This window comes from Cloacibacterium sp. (assembly GCF_047601505.1).
GTDB lineage: Bacteria > Bacteroidota > Bacteroidia > Flavobacteriales > Weeksellaceae > Cloacibacterium.
On the sequence record NZ_JASGJD010000001.1, the window covers coordinates 964,805 to 984,984 of the forward strand.

Below are 20,180 nucleotides of genomic sequence, written 5' to 3' on the forward strand. Positions count from 1 at the left end.
TTTATTCTTTTTTGTAATAAGAAACATATTCCCCAACTAATTTATACCCCGAATTAATAAAAGATTTATTAGAATAAATATTATTACCATCAGTATATAGCATACATTCTTTAAATCCATTAAATAGAAGTCCTTTAGTTACTTCATAAACAATTGAAGTGCTGATTTTTTTATTTCTAAAATTTTGGTCAACATATACAAATCCAATTAATGGGAAATCAAAGTCATCATAATTAACTTGCAAAATTGCCACAGGATTACTCTCAATATTCCATTGAAATAAATTTTTTTTCATTATACCATTCATTACAACATTAATCCCATATGATTTTGGCTCAATTTTCCCATAAAATTCTTCATTAAATTTATTGGTGAAATCAGCTAATCTCATTAAAAAATTTTCATCAGCCATTTCTAAATTTCCACCCGCCTTTTCAAAGTTATTTGTTATTTTATCACATTTATAATATTTTCTAAATTTTATAGTATCAAATGAAGCATCATATTTTTCAAAAATATTTTGGATTATATTTTTTTGTTCCTGAAAAAGTAAACCTTTTGAAATTATCAAATTTTAATTCTTGAATTAATAAACTAATAATATGTTCATTTTCATTATTTGCATAAAGAAGACATTCATCTTTTTTCCATAAACAGAAAGTATAGTCTTCTTTTTCGTTTATATAAAAGAATTTTTCAAATGGCTCTTTGCTTTTTGCAATTTTTTTAATTGATTCTTCAAGATAATAATAAAGAAAAGGATTATAATCTTTTATTTCGTCAGTAATATCAAAATATTCCTGAAAATTCCTAAAATATTTTAATTGACACATAATAAATTTATTAATTTTTACAAAACAAGATGTTTCGGCAAATTATGCAACAACTCCGTGTTAATAATTTCTGCACAAATTGTAGGTTTTTCCCAATGTCCATTGTGTCCACAATCGAGAACGTAAGTTTTAATGTTGGTTTTTTCAGGGATTATTTTGAGAGGATTTTCGGTTTTTACTGCATTGTCATATTTTCCTGCAATAATGAGGATTTTTGTATCTAAAGTTTCTAAAATTTCAGTTCGGTTTGGTCTTTCTGCCATTCCTAATTGAGCTGCTTTTACGCCTTCTTTGTTGGTAGATTTAGCAATTTTTTTTGCCAATTCTATTTTTCCTTCCAAAATATCTTTTTCATTATTGTTAAAAAGATTTGGGATGCTTGCGTTGACAAAAGTTTCAAAATTTTCATCAATAACAGCTGTGCTACGTCTTCTGATTTGCTTTTTCTCTTCGTCGTCTGCAAGAGTTGTGGAAAAAAATAAGGTTAAACTTTCTATCAATTCTGGAAATTTTTCGGCAAAAGCCAAAGAAACATAACCGCCCATGGAATGTCCTAAAGTATTGATTTTGTTTGCGTTGATGATATCTACAACTTCTTTCACTTTTTCTGCCATCATTTCCATTGAATGAATAGAATGGTAAATTTCGGATTTTCCGTGTCCTGGTAAATCTATTTTTACAAGCGTGAAATCTTTAGAAAAATGATTTTCCATATCGCTCCAAATGGTGTTATTTTCCATAAAACCATGAAGTAAAACCAATATTTTTTTTCCGTTTCCAGAAATTTCGTAGTGTAACATAACTTTAATTTTTTGTTTCAAGTTTCAAGTTTCAAGTTTCAAGGGTTTTCTTTACTTCAACCTATTTCCAAATATCAATATAATCTACAAATCCTTCAGAATTTACTTTTTCTTGAAGTCTGAAGAAATTTCCTTTGCCTTCATTAGCAAAAGTGTTGCTTTTCTTTTTGGTGTGCGAAACTCCGTTTATTTTTTGAGAAATTGTTCCGTAGAAATTGATGTGTTTTTTAGAAACCCGGTCTGCTTTTCCGTCAATTACTAAAGAATTTTTTCCAGATTTAGCACTTCCTTTTACGTCATAACCATCGCTCATTATTTTGGTGAAAGTTACAATTCCCGAGAAAGAAAGACCTTCGTCATTGGTGAAAGTAAGTTTGTGAGCTCCGCTTAAATCATCAAAATGATTCTTGCTGTTCAAAGCTCTAATGCTATCGTTGTGCTTAGAAATGGTAGCGTTGATGGAGTCTATAATTTTAGCACTGTCCACAGTTTTAGAAGAATCGTTTGCAACTTTGTTACACGAGACCATTGCAATAGCCAAAAGAATAAAAAAAAGTTTTTTCATGGTTCTATTTTTTTAATTGAATTGATACAAATTTAGAACAAAAGTTTTTAAAATTGATGTGAATTTTTCTTTAAAAACACAAAAAAGAGGTTGCTAATAGAAACAACCTCTTTTTATAATGACTGAAATAAATTTCTATTTCTGATTTTTGTAAAACTGGATGCCACAATCTAAGAATTTTTTGAAATCTTCTTTTGGCATATATCCAGAAACCGGCGTGTTAATAACCTTTCCGTCCGGTGTTACCAAAACGTAGTGAGGCTGAGAATTGTTATTAAAATTCACTTGTTGAAACATACTCCATTTGTCACCAATGGTTTTAATTTTTTTCATTTGTCCGTTGCCCATATCAATTTTGGTTTGTTCGGCTTCTGGCAATTCTTCTTTGTCATCCACATAAAGTGAAGCCAAAATTACTTCGTTTTGAAGTGTAGGAAGTACATCAGGTTGGCTCCAAACAAATTCTTCCATTTTTCTACAATTTTCGCAACCAAAACCAGTAAAATCTATCAAAACAGGTTTGTTTTCTTTTTTGGCAAGTTCTATTGCTTTATAATAATCGTGTTCTGGGTGCATCCCTAAGATTCCGTCTTTTTCATCGTGAAAATAACTTACATTAATCGGAGGCAAAATACCAGAAAGAAGCTGTAATTTTGGTCTTTCCGCAGGAATTAAGCCTTGAAATAAATAAACGAAAAATCCAAAAGTTAAAATTCCCAAAACTTTTCTGCTGGTAGATATTTTAGCATTTTTGTCATCGTGAGGGAATTTTATTTTTCCAAATAAATACAATGCTAATGCAATAGCGATTACAATCCAAATTCCAACAAAAAGTTCTCTTTTTAACAAGAAAGTTTTAGAAACTAAATCTGCTTTTGATAAGAATTTAAGTGCTAAAGCCAATTCTATAAAACCAAGAACTACTTTTACAGTATTCATCCAACCACCAGATTTTGGTAAACTTTGCAACGCTTGAGGAAATAATGCTAACAATCCAAAAACAATTGCCCAACTTAACCCAAAACCTGCTAAAGCAAAGGTTAATAGCAAAGGAACGTTTTGTGAACTAGAAGCCACGCCTCCTAATAAACTTCCCAAAATTGGTCCGGTACAAGAGAAGGAAACGATAACTAAAGTGAGCGCCATAAAGAAAATTCCGATTAAACCGCCAGCTTCTTCTGCTTTTGCAGATTTGTTGGCAATCCAACTTGGGATGGTAATGTCGTAATATCCGAAAAAGCTCAATGCAAAGAATAAAAATATGGCGAAAAAGAATAAATTTAACCAAATATTAGTAGAAATTTGATTGAAAATATTCCCAGAAATTCCATCAATAATATGAAAAGGAACACTTAGTAACACAAAAATTACAAGGATGAAAAATCCGTAAATTAAAGCGTCTCTTTTTCCTTTTGCTTTATTTTTTTGACCTTTTGTAAAGAAAGAAACCGTCAACGGAATCATCGGGAAAACGCATGGTGTAAGCAATGCAATTAAACCACCAATAAATCCTAATACAAAAATCCAAAGGTTACTTTCTCTGTTTTCGGTATTTTTTGTTCCACAATCTGTTAACGGATTTTTGAAATCTAAACTGTTTACTTTTATTCCTTCGTGTTGTGCTGGTGCAGAAACCGTAGTAGAAACTATTGTTTCAGCCGTTTTTGTACTGTCTTTTGTAAGGGTTTCTTTTGTCGTTTTTTCTTCTGTATTTGTTGCAGAAATTCCTTCAATTTTTTTCTCAAATTCTAGCGTTTCTGGTGCTAGACAAACCTTTTCGTTACATGTTTGATAAGTAACTTCAGCGGCAATAGTACTGCCTTTTTCAGGATTTTTGAGTTTAAATTTTTGTTTAAAAACTACATTTCCAGACAATGTGGTAAGGTTTGCAGCAAAAGCTTCGGAGTAAGAAGTTTCTTTTTTGCCACTTTCTGTAGCTTTTCCTATTAATTCTATGTCTTTAGAAATAATTTTTATTTCTGTAGGAATTGCGCCAACTTCTGGGTCTATATCTTTGGAGTATATGTGCCAACCGTTGTCTATTTTTGCAGTGATAATGGCTTCGTAGAGGTTGTCTCCGGTAGATTTTATATCATAATTTAGCTTTACGTGTTTTTCTATTTGTGCAAAAAATAATTGAGTTGCAACAGCGAAAAACAATAGCAGAAATTTCTTCATTTTTAATTTTTTAGAATTACAAAAGTAAAAAAAACGAGTGACTAAAAACGTTAAAGACTTCTTAAGGTTTTTAAATCTTTACAGTAGAAAATATCAATTTCTCTTTTTACAATAGATTTCTGTTCTCTTAATACTGATTTCGTGGGAGTTGCTTCTAAAGAATTTTCCGTTTTCAGAAGAAATTACTTTTTCTATTTCAATGCCCGTGAAACCAAGTTTTCTAATGATTTCTACAATGATGGTTTTATGTTTTTTCAGTAATTTTTCTTTGTCTAAAACAAATTCTTTTTCGTCTCCACTTATTAAGATTTCTTCAAATGTTTTTTGAATTTCTTCCTGAAAAAACTGGTTTGCACTATTAAGATAAGAAAGACTTTCTTGGAATTGATTCAAAAAATTAGGAAAAATTTCTAATAATTTGGGCGTTAGATGGTGTCTGATTTTATTTCTTTGATAATCGTCTTTTTTGTTGCTAATATCTTCTCGGTAATCAATATTATTTTCTTTGGCAAAATCGTAAATTTCGTTTTTAGAAACATTTAATAAAGGTCTCAGAATTCTATTTTCATTTTTAGGAATTCCGCTTAAACCTTTAATTCCAGAACCTCTAGAAAGATTAATGAAAAAGGTTTCTAACTCGTCATTTAAGTGATGAGCCGTAACAATGTAATCTAAGTTTTCTTTTTCTAAAATATTGAAAAAAAATTCGTAACGAATTTCTCTTGCCCAATTTTGTAGAGATTTCATGTTAGATTTTTCATCGTCAGAAATATCTCTTAAATGAAATTTAAGATTGTTTTCAGAACAAAATTTTTCTACTAATTTTTGGTCCAGATTAGAATCTTCGCCTCGAAAATGATAATTAACGTGAGCTATTTCAAATTTCAAATGATTAATTTCAAATAGCGAGGACAAAACCATAGAGTCTGCACCTCCACTTACAGCCAAAAGAAATTTTTTGGAAGGATTGTTTCCTGCCAATTCAATTAAATTTTTCTTAAAATTGTTAAAGTCTACCAATTTGCGGTATGTTTTTTGCAAAGATAAAGCTTATAAAGAAAACCTTTTTGTAAATTTGAAATCAATTTAATATAAAAATAATTTTATGAGAATTTTTAAAATCTTAACAATTGCAGTGATGGGGCTTTCTCTTACGTCATGCGTAAGCAAGAAACAATACGAAGCTTTAAATCTTAATTACAAACAATGTATTGAAGGAGCTGCTGAAAGACAAAGACAAATTCAGGATTTGCAATCTGCTAACTCTGGTCTTATCAGCGAAAACAATCTATTGAAAGATCAAAATACAGCTTTGAAATCTTCTTTAGACGCTTGTTTGTCTAACACAGGCAAATCTTCTGCTAACATAGACAAGCTAATTGGAGAAATTAATTCTTCTAATGATTATATCAAGAGATTAATCTCTACAAATGCTAAAAACGATAGTTTAAACTTAGCTTTATCTAATAAATTGAAAAGAAGTTTAGATAATGTAGCAGATGCAGATGTAAACGTAAAAGTTTTGAAAGGTGTTGTAATGATTTCTTTATCAGACAAAATGCTTTACAAATCTGGAGACTACAATATTTTGCCAGCAGCACAAGAAGTACTAGGAAAAGTAGCTAAAGTAATTAACGATTATGATACTTACAGTGTTTTAATTGAAGGTAATACAGATAATGTTCCTTTAGCTTCTGCTAATTTACCAAAAGACAATTGGGATTTATCTGCTCTTAGAGCAACTTCTATGGCGAAAGTTCTTCAAACACAATTTGGTGTTAATCCTAACAGAATTACAGCTGGTGGTAGAAGTGAGTACAATCCTAAAACAACTAATGCTTCAGTTTCTGGTAGAGCAGAAAACCGTAGAACAGAAATCATCATTATGCCTAAGCTAGATGAATTTATGAAATTAATGGACATTGCTCCTAAAAAATAAATTTGCTCTTTTGCAATAAACTAAAACCTTCAAGGAAATTTCTTTGAAGGTTTTTTATTTTGATGAAATTTGTTTAAAAACTGTAAATTTGTAAAAATTTTACATTACAATCGTCTAATTAGCCAATGAGTTATTTCGAAGAATTGCATCCTGAAATGGACAGATATTTAGAAGAAACCGCTTCTAAAGAACCAGAAATATTGAAAAGACTTCGCAAGGAAACTTTTCAAAAAACTACACAACCTCACATGATTTCTGGTTATCTACAAGGGAGATTACTTTCTTTAATTTCAAAAATGATTTCTCCAGAAAAAATTCTAGAAATTGGTACTTTCACTGGTTATGCAGCACTTTGTTTGGCAGAAGGTTTACAAAAAGAAGGCAAGTTGATTACTTTGGATGTCAACGAAGATTTGGCGTATTTGCCCAAGAAATATTTCTCCGAAAGCGAGTTTTCTTCTCAGATAGATTTTAAACTTCAAGATGCTAAAGAATTTTTGAGGACTTCTACCGAAATATTTGATTTAATTTTTATTGATGCAGACAAAGAAAATTATGCTGAATATTTACAATTGGTAAAGCCAAGAATGAAATCGGGGAGTGTTTTAATGATTGATAATGTGCTTTGGTATGGTAAGGTTCTCGATGAAAAAGGTAACAAACAGACTGAGCAAATTAAATTGGTAAATAAATTAGTAGCAGAAGATGCTGATTTTGAAAATGTAATTTTACCTTTGCGAGACGGAATTCATTTAGCAAGGAAAAAGTAAAAAGAATATGGGGAAAAGATAGATGTCTTTCATCTTTGCTCTTTTTTCTTTCATCTCAAAAATATTATGGAAAAACACTATTGTAGCGTATCGGTGTCGCCAATTAGAGCAGAAATCTCAGAAAAATCTGAAATGACTTCTCAAATTTTATATGGTGAAACTTGCGAAATTTTAGAAACTGATGGTTTGTACAGTAAAATTAAAATGGATTTTGATGGCTATGAAGGTTGGATAAATAATTCCGTTTTAAAAAAACAAAATTCCGAAGTTTCTAAAAATTTAATTACTCAAAGTTTTGGTGTTTTTGATGTTTCCGAAGGGGAAAATCTTCTTTCTATAGGAAGTGAAGTGGAGTTTTCTGCGGAAAATTTTACAGACAAGGCTCGTCTTAGAGAAAGTTTGGTAGAAACTGCCAAAAAATTTTTGAATGTTCCTTATTTGTGGGGCGGGAGAAGTTTTTTTGGGATAGATTGCAGTGGTTTTGTTCAATTGGTTTATAAAGTTCACGGTATTTCTTTGCCAAGAGATGCTGATAAACAAGCAGAAATTGGTTTTTCTAGAGATTTTGTAGAGGAAAGCGAACCTGGTGATTTAGCTTTTTTCGAAGACGAAAATGGTTTTATTACTCATGTTGGTTTGGTTTTGTCCCCTTTTGAAATTATTCATGCTAGCGGAAAAGTGAGAATAGATTCTCTGGATTTTTCAGGAATTTATAACGCCGAAAAAAATAAACATACTCACAAATTGAGGATGGTTAAAAATTTTCTTTAATTATATTCACAAAAAAATATTATATTTGGTTAAATTAATAACCAAATTATGCGAAAACAACCACTTCTTATAATGTTGGCGTGTTTTGTGGCGGGGATTTTATTTTGTGATTTTTTATACATTCCATACAAACAAGTTTTCGTTTTACTTGTTTTGTCTCTCGTTTTATTTGTTTTTTCCTTTTTTAAATTTGCTTTTTTAGCAAAACTTAGGAATTATTTTTTAGGATTTTCATTCTTTTTGTTGGGAATTTTTTCACATTCTTTTAATTCGAAACCTTATGTTTTTGAAAAATTTGAAGGAAAACAAAAAGTGATTTTTGAGTTAAATAAGAAATTGAATTCCAATAAAAAATACAAAAGATACGAAGTGAAAACTTCAGTTTTGCAAGGGAGGCTTTCTGGTTTTCAAATGATTATTAATATTCCTAAAGAAGAAAAAAATCTAAATTTTGAACATTATTATTCTACAGAAATCTATATTAATAAAGTAGAATCGCCAGAAAATGATTTTCAATTCAATTATGCGAAATATTTGGCAAGGAAAGGAATTTTTTATCAAGGTTTTGCAAATTCAGAAATTTTAGAAAGTCCAAAATCTAAACTATCTTTTTCCGAAAAAATAAAGCAAAAAAGGATAGTTGTTCTTAATAATATTGATGATTCTAAACTCCTTACAAACGAAAAAGCTTTTTTAAAAGGAATTATTTTGGCAGATAGAACCGAGATGAGTTCAGAAATGGTTTCGGATTTTAGTAAAAGTGGTTTGATTCATTTTTTGGCGATTTCAGGAACGCATTTGGCGATAATTTTTTGGTTGATTTTGTACTTTTTACAACAATTTTTTTCTGCAAAATACAAAAGAATTCCTGTTTTGATTTCTTTAATTTTAATCTGGTGTTTTACCATTTTTATAGATTATGGCAGTTCTGTGCTACGAAGTTGTATAATGATAACGGCATATTACGGTTTTGTTTTGCTGCAAAGGAAACCAGATTTGCTTCACGCAATGGCGATTGCCGGTTTTTTAATCTTAATTATAGATTCGCAACAACTTTTTGATGTGGGTTTTCAATTGAGTTTTATTGCCGTTTTTGGAATTTTTTGGTTGAATGAACCTATTTTGAAATATCTGCCAAAGCCAAAAAATACTTTTCAAAATTTTATGGTAAATGTAGTTTCTGTGAGTTTTTCGGCGCAAATTGTTACATTTCCTTTGGTGGTTTTTTACTTTCATCAGTATTCTTTTTTATCCATTGTCGCCAATCTTATTATCGTTCCGTTTTCAGAATTAATTATTATATTTTCATTGTTGATGACTGTTTTATTTGCTTTGAAAATTGAATGGTTTTGGTTAGATTTTCTCTATGAAAAAATTGTAAATTTTCTATTGAAAGGCATTCATTTTTTTGCTTCTCAAGATTGGTTTTTCATTAAAAACATCTCAATAAATTTGTTAGAAGTAATTGTTCTTTTTGGAGCGATTTTTCTTCTAAAAAATGTTTTATTGAAGAAAAGTGGAGTCTTGGTTCGTTTTTTGGGGATTTTGTTTTTGTTTGTTTTGGTGAGATTTTCAAGTGATTTGTATCAATTTAGGCGGTCTGAAACGATTTTTGTGAAAAATTTCAAACAGAAAATAGTTATTCAAAAAGAAGGTGACAATGCTGTATTTTGGATATCGAAAGAGATGGATTTGGAGAAAGCAAAAAGCTTTGTTATAAATCCTTATATAACTTCTAGAAGAGTTAAAAAAGCCGAAATTAAGTATTTTTCAGGTGATTTTGATGCGGTAGAAATTGAAGGAAAATTTATAAGATAATAGCAGTCTTATTTAGAACGATTACAAAATACAAAATCTGACATTTGTCATGATTTAGAGCGGTCTATAATTCTTAAATTTGTGGAAATTCAAAAAAAATATAAACAATGGCAGGATTAACTCAATCTACAATCGGTAGAAAGTTTTTAATGGCGCTTTCAGCAATGTTTTTGCTGATATTTTTGGTGATTCACTTGTCTATTAATCTTATTTCTGTTTTCAGTGAAGAAGGATTTAATGCAGCTTCGGAATTTATGGGAAGTAATCCCCTAATTCAATTTGCAATGCAGCCGGTATTATTTGCAGGCGTAATTTTCCATTTTGTGATGGGATTTGTATTAGAATTGAAGAACAATGCGGCGAGACCAGTGAAATATGCTGTGGCGAAAAACAGTGGTAACTCTACATGGATGTCTAGAAATATGATTATTTCTGGGGCATTTATCTTGGTTTATCTAGCGATTCACTTAGCAGACTTTTGGGTGCCAACAATTTCTAAAAATTATTTAGGTGCTGTTCCTACAGAATCTGATTTTGAACATTTACACGCGAAGTTTCAACCATTATGGAGAGTGGCTTTGTATGTTGTAGCTTTCGTTTTGTTAGGTTTGCATTTAGCTCATGGATTCCAGTCTTCATTCCAATCTATTGGAGCAAGACATCCTAAGTATTTAAAATGTGTAAACACACTAGGAACTTGGTATTCTATTTTAATTCCACTAGGATTTATTATAGTAGCTGTTTTTCATTTCGTAACTCAATAATTAGATATACATTATTATGAGCATTCTAGATTCTAAAATTCCTTCTGGTCCTTTAGCGGACAAATGGAAAAATCATAAAGCACACATGAACTTGGTTGCACCAAACAACCGAGACAAAATTGACATTATTGTTATTGGTACAGGTTTAGCTGGTGGTTCTGCTGCTGCTACTCTTGCAGAACAAGGCTATAATGTAAAAGCATTTTGCTATCAAGATTCGCCAAGAAGAGCACACTCTATTGCAGCGCAAGGTGGTATTAATGCAGCAAAAAATTATCAAAATGATGGAGATTCTGTTTACAGATTATTCTACGATACTATAAAAGGTGGAGATTATAGGGCAAGAGAAGCTAATGTGCATAGATTGTCTGAAGTTTCAGCTAATATTATTGACCAATGTGTTGCGCAAGGTGTTCCTTTCGGTAGAGAATACGGAGGTCAGTTAGATAATCGTTCTTTTGGAGGAACTCAGGTTAAGAGAACTTTTTACGCAAAAGGACAAACTGGTCAGCAATTATTATTAGGTGCATATTCTGCAATGAGCCGTCAAATTGGTAAAGGTAGAATTAAAATGTACAACCGTCACGAAATGATGGAATTGGTAATTGTAGATGGAAAAGCAAGAGGTATTATTGCTAGAAATCTTGTTACTGGTGAGGTTGAAAGACATTCTGCTCACGCTGTTGTAATTGCTTCTGGTGGTTATGGTAACGTATATTTCCTTTCTACCAATGCAATGGGAAGTAACGTTTCTGCAGCTTGGAAAATTCACAAAAAAGGAGCTTTATTTGCAAATCCTTGTTTTGTACAAATTCACCCAACTTGTATTCCTGTTCACGGAACTCAACAATCAAAATTAACTTTAATGTCAGAATCTCTTAGAAATTCTGGTAGAATTTGGGTTCCTAAGAAAATTGAAGATGCAGTTGCCATTAGAGAAGGTAAATTAAAACCTGAAACTATTAAAGAAGAAGACAGAGATTACTATTTAGAAAGAAGATATCCTGCATTCGGAAACTTAGTGCCAAGAGACGTAGCTTCTAGAGCGGCTAAAGAAAGATGTGATGCTGGTTTCGGAATCGAAAATAACGATACTAAAGAAGGTGTTTACTTAGATTTTTCTACAGAAATTATGAAAAAAGGTAGAGAATCTGCTACAGAGAAAAACATTCACAATCCTTCTGAAAAACAAATTTATGATTTGGGTAAAAAATGGGTAGAAGAAAAATACGGAAACCTATTCCAAATGTATGAAAAAATTACAGCAGACGATCCTTATGTAACTCCAATGAAAATTTATCCAGCAGTGCACTACACTATGGGAGGTGTTTGGGTAGATTATAATCTAATGAGTACAATACCAGGATGTTTTGTGGTAGGTGAAGCTAATTTCTCAGACCACGGAGCAAACAGATTAGGAGCTTCGGCATTAATGCAAGGTCTTGCAGACGGATATTTTGTACTTCCTTATACTATTGCAGATTATCTTTCTGCAGATATTAGAACAGGTGAAATTACTACTGAATCTAGCGAATTTGATGCCGCTGAAAAAGAAATTAAAGATAAAGTTAATTTCTTCCTAACTAATAAAGGAACTCACTCTGTAGATTACTTCCACAAACAACTTGGAAACGTAATGTGGAATAAAGTAGGTATGGGAAGAACTCCTGAAGGATTAGCAGAAGCAATTAAAGAAATTGAAGAAATAAGAAAAGATTTCTGGAAAAATGTAAAAGTGCCTGGCGAAGCAGACGGAATGAATACTGAGCTAGAAAAAGCATTTAGAGTAGCAGATTTCTTAGAATTAGGACAACTAATGGCAAAAGATGCTTTAGAAAGAAAAGAATCTTGTGGAGGTCATTTCCGTTGGGATCACGCAACTCCTGAAGGTGAAGCAGAAAGAGATGACGAAAACTTCAAATACGTTGCTGCTTGGGAATACAAAGGTGAAGATATAAACGCCGAAGTATTGCACAAAGAAGAATTGATATACGAGAATATTGAAGTTAAAACTAGATCTTATAAATAATCTCCAAAAACAGTAAGAAAATGAGTGCAAAAAAAGGACTTAATCTGACTCTAAAAATTTGGAGACAGAAAAACAATAAAACAAAAGGTCAATTCGAGACCTACAAAATATCAGATGTTTCGCCAGACTCTTCGTTCTTAGAAATGTTAGACATGCTGAATGAAAATCTGGTAAACGAAGGAAAAGAACCTGTAGCTTTTGACCACGATTGTCGTGAAGGAATCTGCGGTATGTGTTCGCTTTACATTAATGGTAGAGCTCACGGTCCAGATACTGGCATTACCACTTGTCAGCTTCACATGAGAATGTTCAAAGACGGTGAAACTATCCACATCGAACCTTGGAGAAGTGCTGCTTTTCCAGTAATTAAAGATTTGGTAGTAGATAGAAGTGCTTTTGACAGAATTATGGCTGCTGGAGGTTTTGTTTCTGTAAATACTTCTGGTAATACATTAGATGCAAACGCAATCCCAGTTCCTAAAGAAGATGCAGACAAAGCAATGGATGCTGCAGCTTGTATTGGTTGTGGAGCTTGTGTTGCAACTTGTAAAAACGGTTCTGCAATGCTATTTGTAGGTGCTAAAGTTTCTCAGTTTGCACTTTTACCTCAAGGTAGAGTAGAAGCGAAGAGAAGAGTTCTTAACATGGTGAAACAAATGGACGAAGAAGGTTTTGGAAACTGTTCTAACACCGGAGCTTGTGAAATTGAATGCCCGAAAGGAATTTCTCTAGAAAACATCGCAAGAATGAACAGAGAGTTTCTTGTGGCGAAGTTTACAACTGCTGAATAAGTAATTTGAACTAAATAAACTGAAAATCACCTCTCTTAATGAGGTGATTTTTCGTTAAATAATTCCCAAAATGCAAACTTTATTTTAAAGAATAAAACTAAAAGTATATTTTTGCTCATCTAAATATTAAAAACAATTTTTAAACAAAAAATGAAAAAGTATTTTTTACTACTATTCCTTGCTATTGCACTTATTTCTTGTTCTAAAGGAGGAAAAGTAACCATTACTGGTAACCTTAAAAATGCAAACCCATTAGAAAGAATAGAACTTATCGAAACTTCTGGTATTGCAACTCTGCCTGTAGCCAATTTTGGTACAGATGCTAAAGGAAATTTTTCTGAAACTTTCGAAATTCCTAAAAATGGTGTTTATCTTATCACTTATGCTGGTAGCTCTGGCTTTATCTACTTAAAAGGTGGAGACAAAGTTGATATTAAAACAGATGCCGTAATGTTTCCTACCAATATGCAAATTACTGGTGATGCAAAAGGAAATACAGAATTTTTAACAGAAAGTCAGAAATATATTAATGACTATTTGTCTAAAATTAACCAATCTGTAGCTGCTAAAAATGAATCTGATTTCTTAAAAGAATTAGAAAAATACAAAAAAGAAATTACAGCTCAATTAGACAAAATTGCTGAAACTAAAAAACCAGACAGCGATGTAAAAAAAGTGAGCAAAGAAGAACTAGATGTTACTCTTCTTAGAATTTCTTCTCAATACGAAGCTATTCATGGGCAGATGACGAATAATCCTAATTTTAAGCCATCTCAGAAATTTCTAGATTTTCAAAAATCTTTAGAAAATGAAGATTTTGTAGAAAGTATGCCTACTTACAGAAATTATCTTTTGTCTAAATATGGTTCTGATATTCAAAAATTTTTCCAGACTACTCAGAAGGGAGCTGCTCCTAATTCTAATGTAGAGGTTTTTGCTAAATTCTTAGATACAAGAAAAGACATTACAGATAAAACTAAAGATTATCTTCTTGCAACAGTAGCTACTCAGTTTGACCTTCAGCCAAACAATCCTAAAATTCCAGAAATTATGAAGGTTTTAGATTCTAAAGTAAAGTCAGAATCTATTAAAGCAGACCTTAAAAAAGTGGAAGAAGCTATCTACGGTTTACCAGTGGGTACAGATTATTCTAAAACAGAATTAGTAAAACTAGATGGTAAAAAATCTTCACTTTCAGAATTGAAAGGAAAACCAACTTTAGTAGTTTTCTATGCTTCTTGGAATCCTTATCTAAACCAAAATACAGTTCCTGTTCTTAAAGAAATGATTAATTTTTATAAGACAAAAATTAATTTTGCTTTTGTAAATTTAGATGATACTCAAGACCAATTCAAGAAAACTGCAAATGCTGTTTTCAAAGGCGTAAACGGAGTGAGTTTCTACGGAGAAAAAGGGATGAAATCTGATATTGCTAAGCAATTTGCTATCTATGGTTTCAAAATGCCAAGTTTTGTAATCTTAGACAAAGATGCAAAAGTAGCAGGTAAAACGTATCTTAATATTGGAGACCCTCTATTGGTAGATGCTCTTAACAAAGCTTCTGGTTTAACACCTCCTTCTGTGGTTCCAAATCCACAAATGATGCCTCAAATGGGTGCGCCAGCTCCAGCTGCTCCTACAAAATAAATTTCTTACAAGAAAAATATTTTTAAAATATCATGCGGACTGCAACAGTCCGCATTTTTTTATGTAAGAATTAAGTTATAAAATGTATTTTTGCAAGATTATGAGTAAGAAAAAGAAAAATATAATTCTAGAAAATATAAAATTGCTTTCTGCTGGGGCAAAAGGTGTTGCGGTAGGAAAAACCGACGAAGGAAAAACCGTTTTGGTAAGCGGAGCTGTGCCTGGAGACCTAGTGAATGCCAGAGTGAAAAAAGCCAAGTCTAAATACTATGAAGCTGAAGCTGTAGAAATTTTAGAAAAATCACCTTATAGAGTAGAACCGAAATGTGTCCATTTTGGAGTTTGTGGCGGTTGCAAATGGCAAAATCTTTCTTACCAAAAGCAATTGGATTTCAAACAAGAAGAAGTTTATAATAATATCAAAAGAATTGGCGGAATTGAAGACTTTGAAACCTTACCAATTTTAGGTTCTGCAGAAGAATATTTTTATAGAAATAAAATGGAATTTTCTTTTTCAAATGCTCGTTGGCTTACGCAATACGAAATTAGTTCGGAAGAGAATTTTGGCAACAGAGATGCTTTAGGGTTTCATATTCCAGGGATGTGGAGCAAAATTTTAGATTTGCAAGAATGTTATTTGCAAGAATCTCCTTCTAACGATTTGAGATTGGCGGTTAAGAAATATGCTGTAGAGCATAATTTAGATTTTTATGACGTTAGAAACCAAGAAGGTTTTCTTAGAACATTAATGCTTCGCCAAAATTCTAAAGGAGAATGGATGGTTTTGTTTCAACTTTATAGAGAGGAAAAAGAAAATAGAGAAAATTTATTCAATTTTGTTTTAGAGAAATTTCCGCAGGTAAAAACTTTGGTGTATGCCATTAATCCAAAAGGAAATGATTCAATTTATGATTTGGATATTCAAAACTATTATGGTGAAGGATTTTTGATGGAAGAACTGGACGGTTTACAATTCAAAATTGGTCCAAAATCTTTCTTTCAAACCAATTATAAACAAGCTTTAGAATTGTATAGAAAAACGATAGAATTTGCAGAAATTTCTGAGAACGATGTAGTTTATGATTTATATACAGGAACGGGAACAATTGCGCAATATATTGCTAAAAAAGCAAAATATGTAATTGGGATAGAATCTGTGCAAGAAGCAATAAATGCTGCAATAGAACACGCTAAATTGAATGGTTTAGAAAATTGTGAATTCCATTGTGGAGACATGAAAGATGTGTTTACAGAAGAGTTTTTAGCCAATCATCCTAAAGCTGATGTTTTGGTAACAGACCCGCCACGAGACGGAATGCACCAAAAAGTGGTAGAACAAATTTTGAAACTTTCTCCTCCAAAAATTGTGTATGTAAGTTGCAATTCGGCTACACAAGCCAGAGATTTAGCACTGATGAAAGAACATTATAATGTGGTGAAAATTTTGCCAGTAGATATGTTTCCGCAGACACATCACGTAGAAAATATCGCTTTATTAGTGAAAAAATAACTAAATTGGGGGTTCAAATAAGAATCCCTAATTTTTTTAATCATTTTTTGATTAAAATCTAACCAAGAAAAATAATTAAAATCGAATGAAAAATGTACTAAGATTTTTTTGTGTCTTATCGTTATTAGCGTCGGTAAGCACATTTTCTCAGGTAAAAGACAGTGTAAAAGTAGAGGTGAAAGCCAAGAAAGACACTGCTAATATTACCAAACCAAAAGACAAAAAACCAGAAAAAATTCAACCTTACGAAAAAGTAATTACAGACAAAGCGGTAAGCGATGAAGGGGTAATTACGGTTCACAAAGTAGAAGACAAATATTTCTTCGAAATTCCGGATAAATCACTCAAAAAAGATTTTTTAGTGGTAACTAGATTAACCAAAGCTGGTGCTGAAATGCGCTCTGGTATGTCGGGTTATGCGGGTGACCAAATTAGTCAAAATGTTATCAGTTTTGAAAAAGGACCTCAAGATAAAGTTTTTGTACGTTCTATTTCTTTTGTAGATTATGCTAAAGATTCTACTTCTGCAATGTACAATACGGTGATGAGAAATAATGTGAATGCGATAGAATTTGCATTTGATGTAAAAGCTTTTGGCAAAGACAAAAAATCTACTGTTATAGATGTTACAGACTTTATTAATGGTGATAATGATATTGTTTCGTTTGACGGAAGGTATAAGAAAGGGTTTAGAGTAGGAGGTTTTCAAAAAGACAAATCTTTTGTAAATTTTGTGAAATCTTTCCCAACAAATATTGAAATTAATACCACAAAAACGTATAACAGAAGTGCAGGAGATGTTTCTTCAATTCCAGGTGCTCCAAAGCCAGAAATTAGTGGTAATTATACGGTGGAAGTTAATTCTTCTATTATTTTGCTCCCAGAAGATAAGATGCAAGCGAGATATTTCGACCCAAGAGTTGGTTTTTTTGCTGTAGGTTATACCGATTTCGATATAAATCCTCAAGGTGTGGAAAGAGTTTCTTTAATTAAAAGATGGAGATTAGAACCAAAACCGAAAGATTTAGAAAAATACAAAAGAGGCGAATTGGTAGAACCCGCAAAACCAATTGTTTTTTATATAGACCCTTTAACACCAAAAAAATGGATTCCATATTTAATTCAAGGAGTTAATGATTGGCAAAAAGCTTTCGAAAAAGCAGGTTTTAAGAATGCTATTTATGCTAAAGTTCCTAATGCAAAAGACGACCCAGAGTGGAGTTTAGAAGATGCAAGATTTTCTGCAATTGTTTATAAACCTTCGGATGTTCCTAATGCTTCAGGACCTTCTATTTCAGACCCAAGAACGGGCGAAATTTTAGAAAGTCATATCAATTGGTATCATAATGTAATGAAACTTTTGAATGATTGGTATTTTGTACAAGCTTCTCCTAATGATCCTAGAGCCAGAAAAGTAGATTTTGATGACGAATTAATGGGGCAACTCATTAGATTTGTTTCTTCTCACGAAGTAGGACACACGCTTGGTCTTAGACATAATTATGGTTCTAGTTCTACTGTTCCTGTAGAAAATCTTAGAAATAATTCTTGGCTTAAAGCAAATGGACATACTCCTTCTATTATGGATTATGCAAGATTTAATTATGTAGCTCAGCCAGAAGATAAAATAAATGTAGATAATCTAATGCCTAGAATTGGAGATTATGACGATTGGGCTATAGAATGGGGTTATAGAAGATTTTACAACTATAATTCGCCAGAAAAAGAAAAAACTTTTATCAACAAATGGACAATAGAAAAACTACAAAACCCAAGATTGTGGTTTGGTACAGAATCTAATCCTTTCGACCCACGTTCTCAAAGCGAACAAGTAGGAGATAATCCTATGATTGCAGGGAAATATGGTGTGAAAAATCTTCAAAGAATTATAGAAAATTTAGAAGCTTGGAGCACTAAACCGAATGAAGATTATAAAGTTTTAGAAGGTAGATATAATCAAGTTTCTGGGCAATTTGCAAGATACCTCGGTCATGTTGCTAAATATATTGGAGGTGTAAAAGAAACTCCAAAAACAGTAGAACAAAAAGGTGCTGTATATGAGCTGGTTTCTAAAACAGAACAAAAAGAAGCACTTAAATTTTTGAACGACTATGTATTTACAACGCCTAATTGGATTCTTAAAAATTCAGTGCTTACAAAAATTGACAAAGCACCAGTAGAAGTAGTAGAAAATCTTCAAAATGGTGTTTTGAACAGAATTTTAATGCCTGCTGTTTTAGATAATTTAAACAAAGGAGAATCTCAAGATACCAATGCTTATGCGCTTTTTGATTATCTTAAAGATTTGAAAACTGATGTTTTTTCAGAATTAAATACTTCTTCTAAAATTGACATTTACAGAAGAAATTTACAAAGAAATTTTGTGGAAAATCTTATTTCTAAGGTAAATTCTGCTAATAAAGTTATTGTTATAGGTGCTTCAAGATTGGGAGGTTCTGAAAATTCTGATGTAAAAGCCTTAGTGCGAGGAACATTACGAGAAGTAAGAGACCAAGCTTCTAAAGCATCTTCTCAGTATGCAGATAGTGTTACAAAATATCATTTAGAAGATTTAGTTTATAGAATAGACAAAGCTTTAGAAATAAAATAAAAATGCTATTTTTGAACCACAAAAACAATTAGTGTTTTTGTGGTTTTTAATTTTAATGAAGTAATAATGAAATATTTTATATTATTATTTTTTGGATTGATGTTGCTCTCTTCTTGCGGGGGAGATGATGATGTCTGTATTTCTGGTGAAGCTACGCCAAGAATGAAGGTTAAATTCAAATCTTCTGACGGGAGAACGGCAACGTTAGACTCTTTATATGTAGATGTAGATTATGGTTCTGGCGCTGTAAGTGTGCTTCAAGCTAAAAGTGTAGATTCAGTATTGATTCCGTTGAGAGTTGATGATAATCTTTTTACAGAAATTTCTCTTAGAACTACCAATAAAGGAGATGTATCCAAAGTGAAAATAAATTATACTTTGAAATCTGAATATGTGTCGCCAGCTTGTGGTTTTAAAAGATTATACGAAAACGTAAGCGGAACTTTAGAAACAGCAAATCCTGTATTGAAAATAGAACAAAATCAAGAGCAAATTATTGATGAAAACAAAACTCACTTTTATTTTACTTTTTAGTTTAGGATTTTTCTTTTCTCAAGAAAAAAAAGATTCTATAAAACCAAAATATAAATATCAGCCCAATTTGGCAGTTGGTGTAGATGTGTTGAATGCTGCAATGGCAACATTTAGTGATAGAAAATTATTTCAGGCACACGTTTCTACAAAAGTTAAAAAAAATGTAAGCGCCATTTTAGAAGCTGGTTACGAGAAAAATGTTTACCAAAAAGGAGGTTATGATGCTTCTGTAAACGGAATTTTCGCAAAATTAGGTGGTTTTTATATGCTATCTATGGATTATGAAAACAGAGACAACGGTTTCTACGCAGGTGGTAAACTAGCTGCTTCTTTTTATAATCAAGAATATAAATCTGTACCTGTTAGAGCTTATGGAGGCGCAGATCAATATTTGCAGTTTCCATCTTCCAATCAATCGTCTTATTGGATGGAAGCAATGCTTGGAGCTAGAGTGCAGCTTTTTAAATCTAAATTTTATATTGATGTAAATGCACAGCCAAAATACATGCTATACACCACAAAGCAAGAAGAAATGTATCCAATGATTGTTTCTGGTTTTGGCAAAAGTTCTTCAAAATTTAATGTAGGTTTTAGTTGGAATTTGGTTTATCAGTTTTGAG

Annotated in this window: 17 protein-coding genes; 12 read left to right on the plus strand and 5 right to left on the minus strand. The window is 31.8% G+C overall.

What is annotated here, in order from left to right; all coding sequences use genetic code 11:
• Position 1: 1 nt before the first annotated feature.
• The 5 genes from QM746_RS04560 to tilS form a co-directional block, all read right to left on the minus strand.
• Positions 2-571 (minus strand): GNAT family N-acetyltransferase, encoded by a 570-nt coding sequence (locus tag QM746_RS04560; RefSeq protein WP_414983129.1) that lies wholly within the window; start codon positions 569-571, stop codon positions 2-4.
• A 279-nt stretch (positions 572-850) separates the two neighbouring features.
• Positions 851-1,633 (minus strand): alpha/beta fold hydrolase, encoded by a 783-nt coding sequence (locus QM746_RS04565; RefSeq protein ID WP_414983130.1) that lies wholly within the window; start codon positions 1,631-1,633, stop codon positions 851-853.
• Positions 1,634-1,694: 61 nt separating this feature from the next.
• Positions 1,695-2,198: a hypothetical protein gene (locus QM746_RS04570; RefSeq protein WP_414983131.1), complete on the minus strand. Its 504-nt coding sequence runs from the start codon at positions 2,196-2,198 to the stop codon at positions 1,695-1,697.
• A gap of 135 nt (positions 2,199-2,333) precedes the next feature.
• Positions 2,334-4,376, minus strand: coding sequence for a cytochrome c biogenesis protein CcdA (locus QM746_RS04575; protein ID WP_414983132.1), 2,043 nt, complete (start codon positions 4,374-4,376; stop codon positions 2,334-2,336).
• A 93-nt stretch (positions 4,377-4,469) separates the two neighbouring features.
• Positions 4,470-5,396, minus strand: a complete 927-nt coding sequence (tilS, locus tag QM746_RS04580) for a tRNA lysidine(34) synthetase TilS (RefSeq protein ID WP_414983133.1) — start codon at positions 5,394-5,396, stop codon at positions 4,470-4,472.
• An 85-nt stretch (positions 5,397-5,481) separates the two neighbouring features.
• On the opposite strand from tilS, the gene QM746_RS04585 reads away from it, so the two are divergent.
• The 12 genes from QM746_RS04585 to QM746_RS04640 all read left to right on the plus strand — a co-directional run bounded on the left by QM746_RS04585 (position 5,482) and on the right by QM746_RS04640 (position 20,179).
• Complete coding sequence (locus QM746_RS04585; RefSeq protein ID WP_414983134.1) at positions 5,482-6,315, plus strand: flagellar motor protein MotB; 834 nt, start codon at positions 5,482-5,484, stop codon at positions 6,313-6,315.
• 125 nt (positions 6,316-6,440) lie between these two features.
• Positions 6,441-7,085 carry an O-methyltransferase gene (locus QM746_RS04590; protein ID WP_414983135.1) on the plus strand — a complete coding sequence of 215 codons (645 nt, stop codon included), beginning with the start codon at positions 6,441-6,443 and terminating at the stop codon, positions 7,083-7,085.
• Positions 7,086-7,151: 66 nt separating this feature from the next.
• Complete coding sequence (locus QM746_RS04595; protein ID WP_414983136.1) at positions 7,152-7,856, plus strand: NlpC/P60 family protein; 705 nt, start codon at positions 7,152-7,154, stop codon at positions 7,854-7,856.
• A gap of 72 nt (positions 7,857-7,928) precedes the next feature.
• On the plus strand, positions 7,929-9,674 hold the full coding sequence (locus QM746_RS04600; RefSeq protein WP_414985118.1) for a ComEC/Rec2 family competence protein: 1,746 nt from the start codon (positions 7,929-7,931) through the stop codon (positions 9,672-9,674).
• Between the two features lie 107 nt (positions 9,675-9,781).
• Positions 9,782-10,438, plus strand: coding sequence for a succinate dehydrogenase cytochrome b subunit (locus tag QM746_RS04605; protein ID WP_414983137.1), 657 nt, complete (start codon positions 9,782-9,784; stop codon positions 10,436-10,438).
• 16 nt (positions 10,439-10,454) lie between these two features.
• On the plus strand, positions 10,455-12,467 hold the full coding sequence (locus QM746_RS04610; protein WP_414983138.1) for a fumarate reductase/succinate dehydrogenase flavoprotein subunit: 2,013 nt from the start codon (positions 10,455-10,457) through the stop codon (positions 12,465-12,467).
• A gap of 20 nt (positions 12,468-12,487) precedes the next feature.
• A complete protein-coding gene (locus QM746_RS04615; RefSeq protein WP_374361289.1) occupies positions 12,488-13,258 on the plus strand; it encodes a succinate dehydrogenase/fumarate reductase iron-sulfur subunit in 771 nt (256 codons plus the stop codon).
• 150 nt (positions 13,259-13,408) lie between these two features.
• Complete coding sequence (locus QM746_RS04620; protein ID WP_414983139.1) at positions 13,409-14,905, plus strand: thioredoxin-like domain-containing protein; 1,497 nt, start codon at positions 13,409-13,411, stop codon at positions 14,903-14,905.
• A gap of 100 nt (positions 14,906-15,005) precedes the next feature.
• Positions 15,006-16,415 (plus strand): 23S rRNA (uracil(1939)-C(5))-methyltransferase RlmD, encoded by a 1,410-nt coding sequence (rlmD, locus tag QM746_RS04625; RefSeq protein ID WP_414983140.1) that lies wholly within the window; start codon positions 15,006-15,008, stop codon positions 16,413-16,415.
• A gap of 85 nt (positions 16,416-16,500) precedes the next feature.
• Positions 16,501-19,026 (plus strand): zinc-dependent metalloprotease, encoded by a 2,526-nt coding sequence (locus QM746_RS04630; RefSeq protein ID WP_414983141.1) that lies wholly within the window; start codon positions 16,501-16,503, stop codon positions 19,024-19,026.
• Positions 19,027-19,092: 66 nt separating this feature from the next.
• Positions 19,093-19,560, plus strand: a complete 468-nt coding sequence (locus QM746_RS04635) for a DUF6452 family protein (protein ID WP_374361298.1) — start codon at positions 19,093-19,095, stop codon at positions 19,558-19,560.
• A complete protein-coding gene (locus tag QM746_RS04640; protein ID WP_414983142.1) occupies positions 19,526-20,179 on the plus strand; it encodes a DUF6048 family protein in 654 nt (217 codons plus the stop codon). Before QM746_RS04635 ends, QM746_RS04640 begins: the two co-directional genes overlap by 35 nt.
• Position 20,180: the final 1 nt, after the last annotated feature.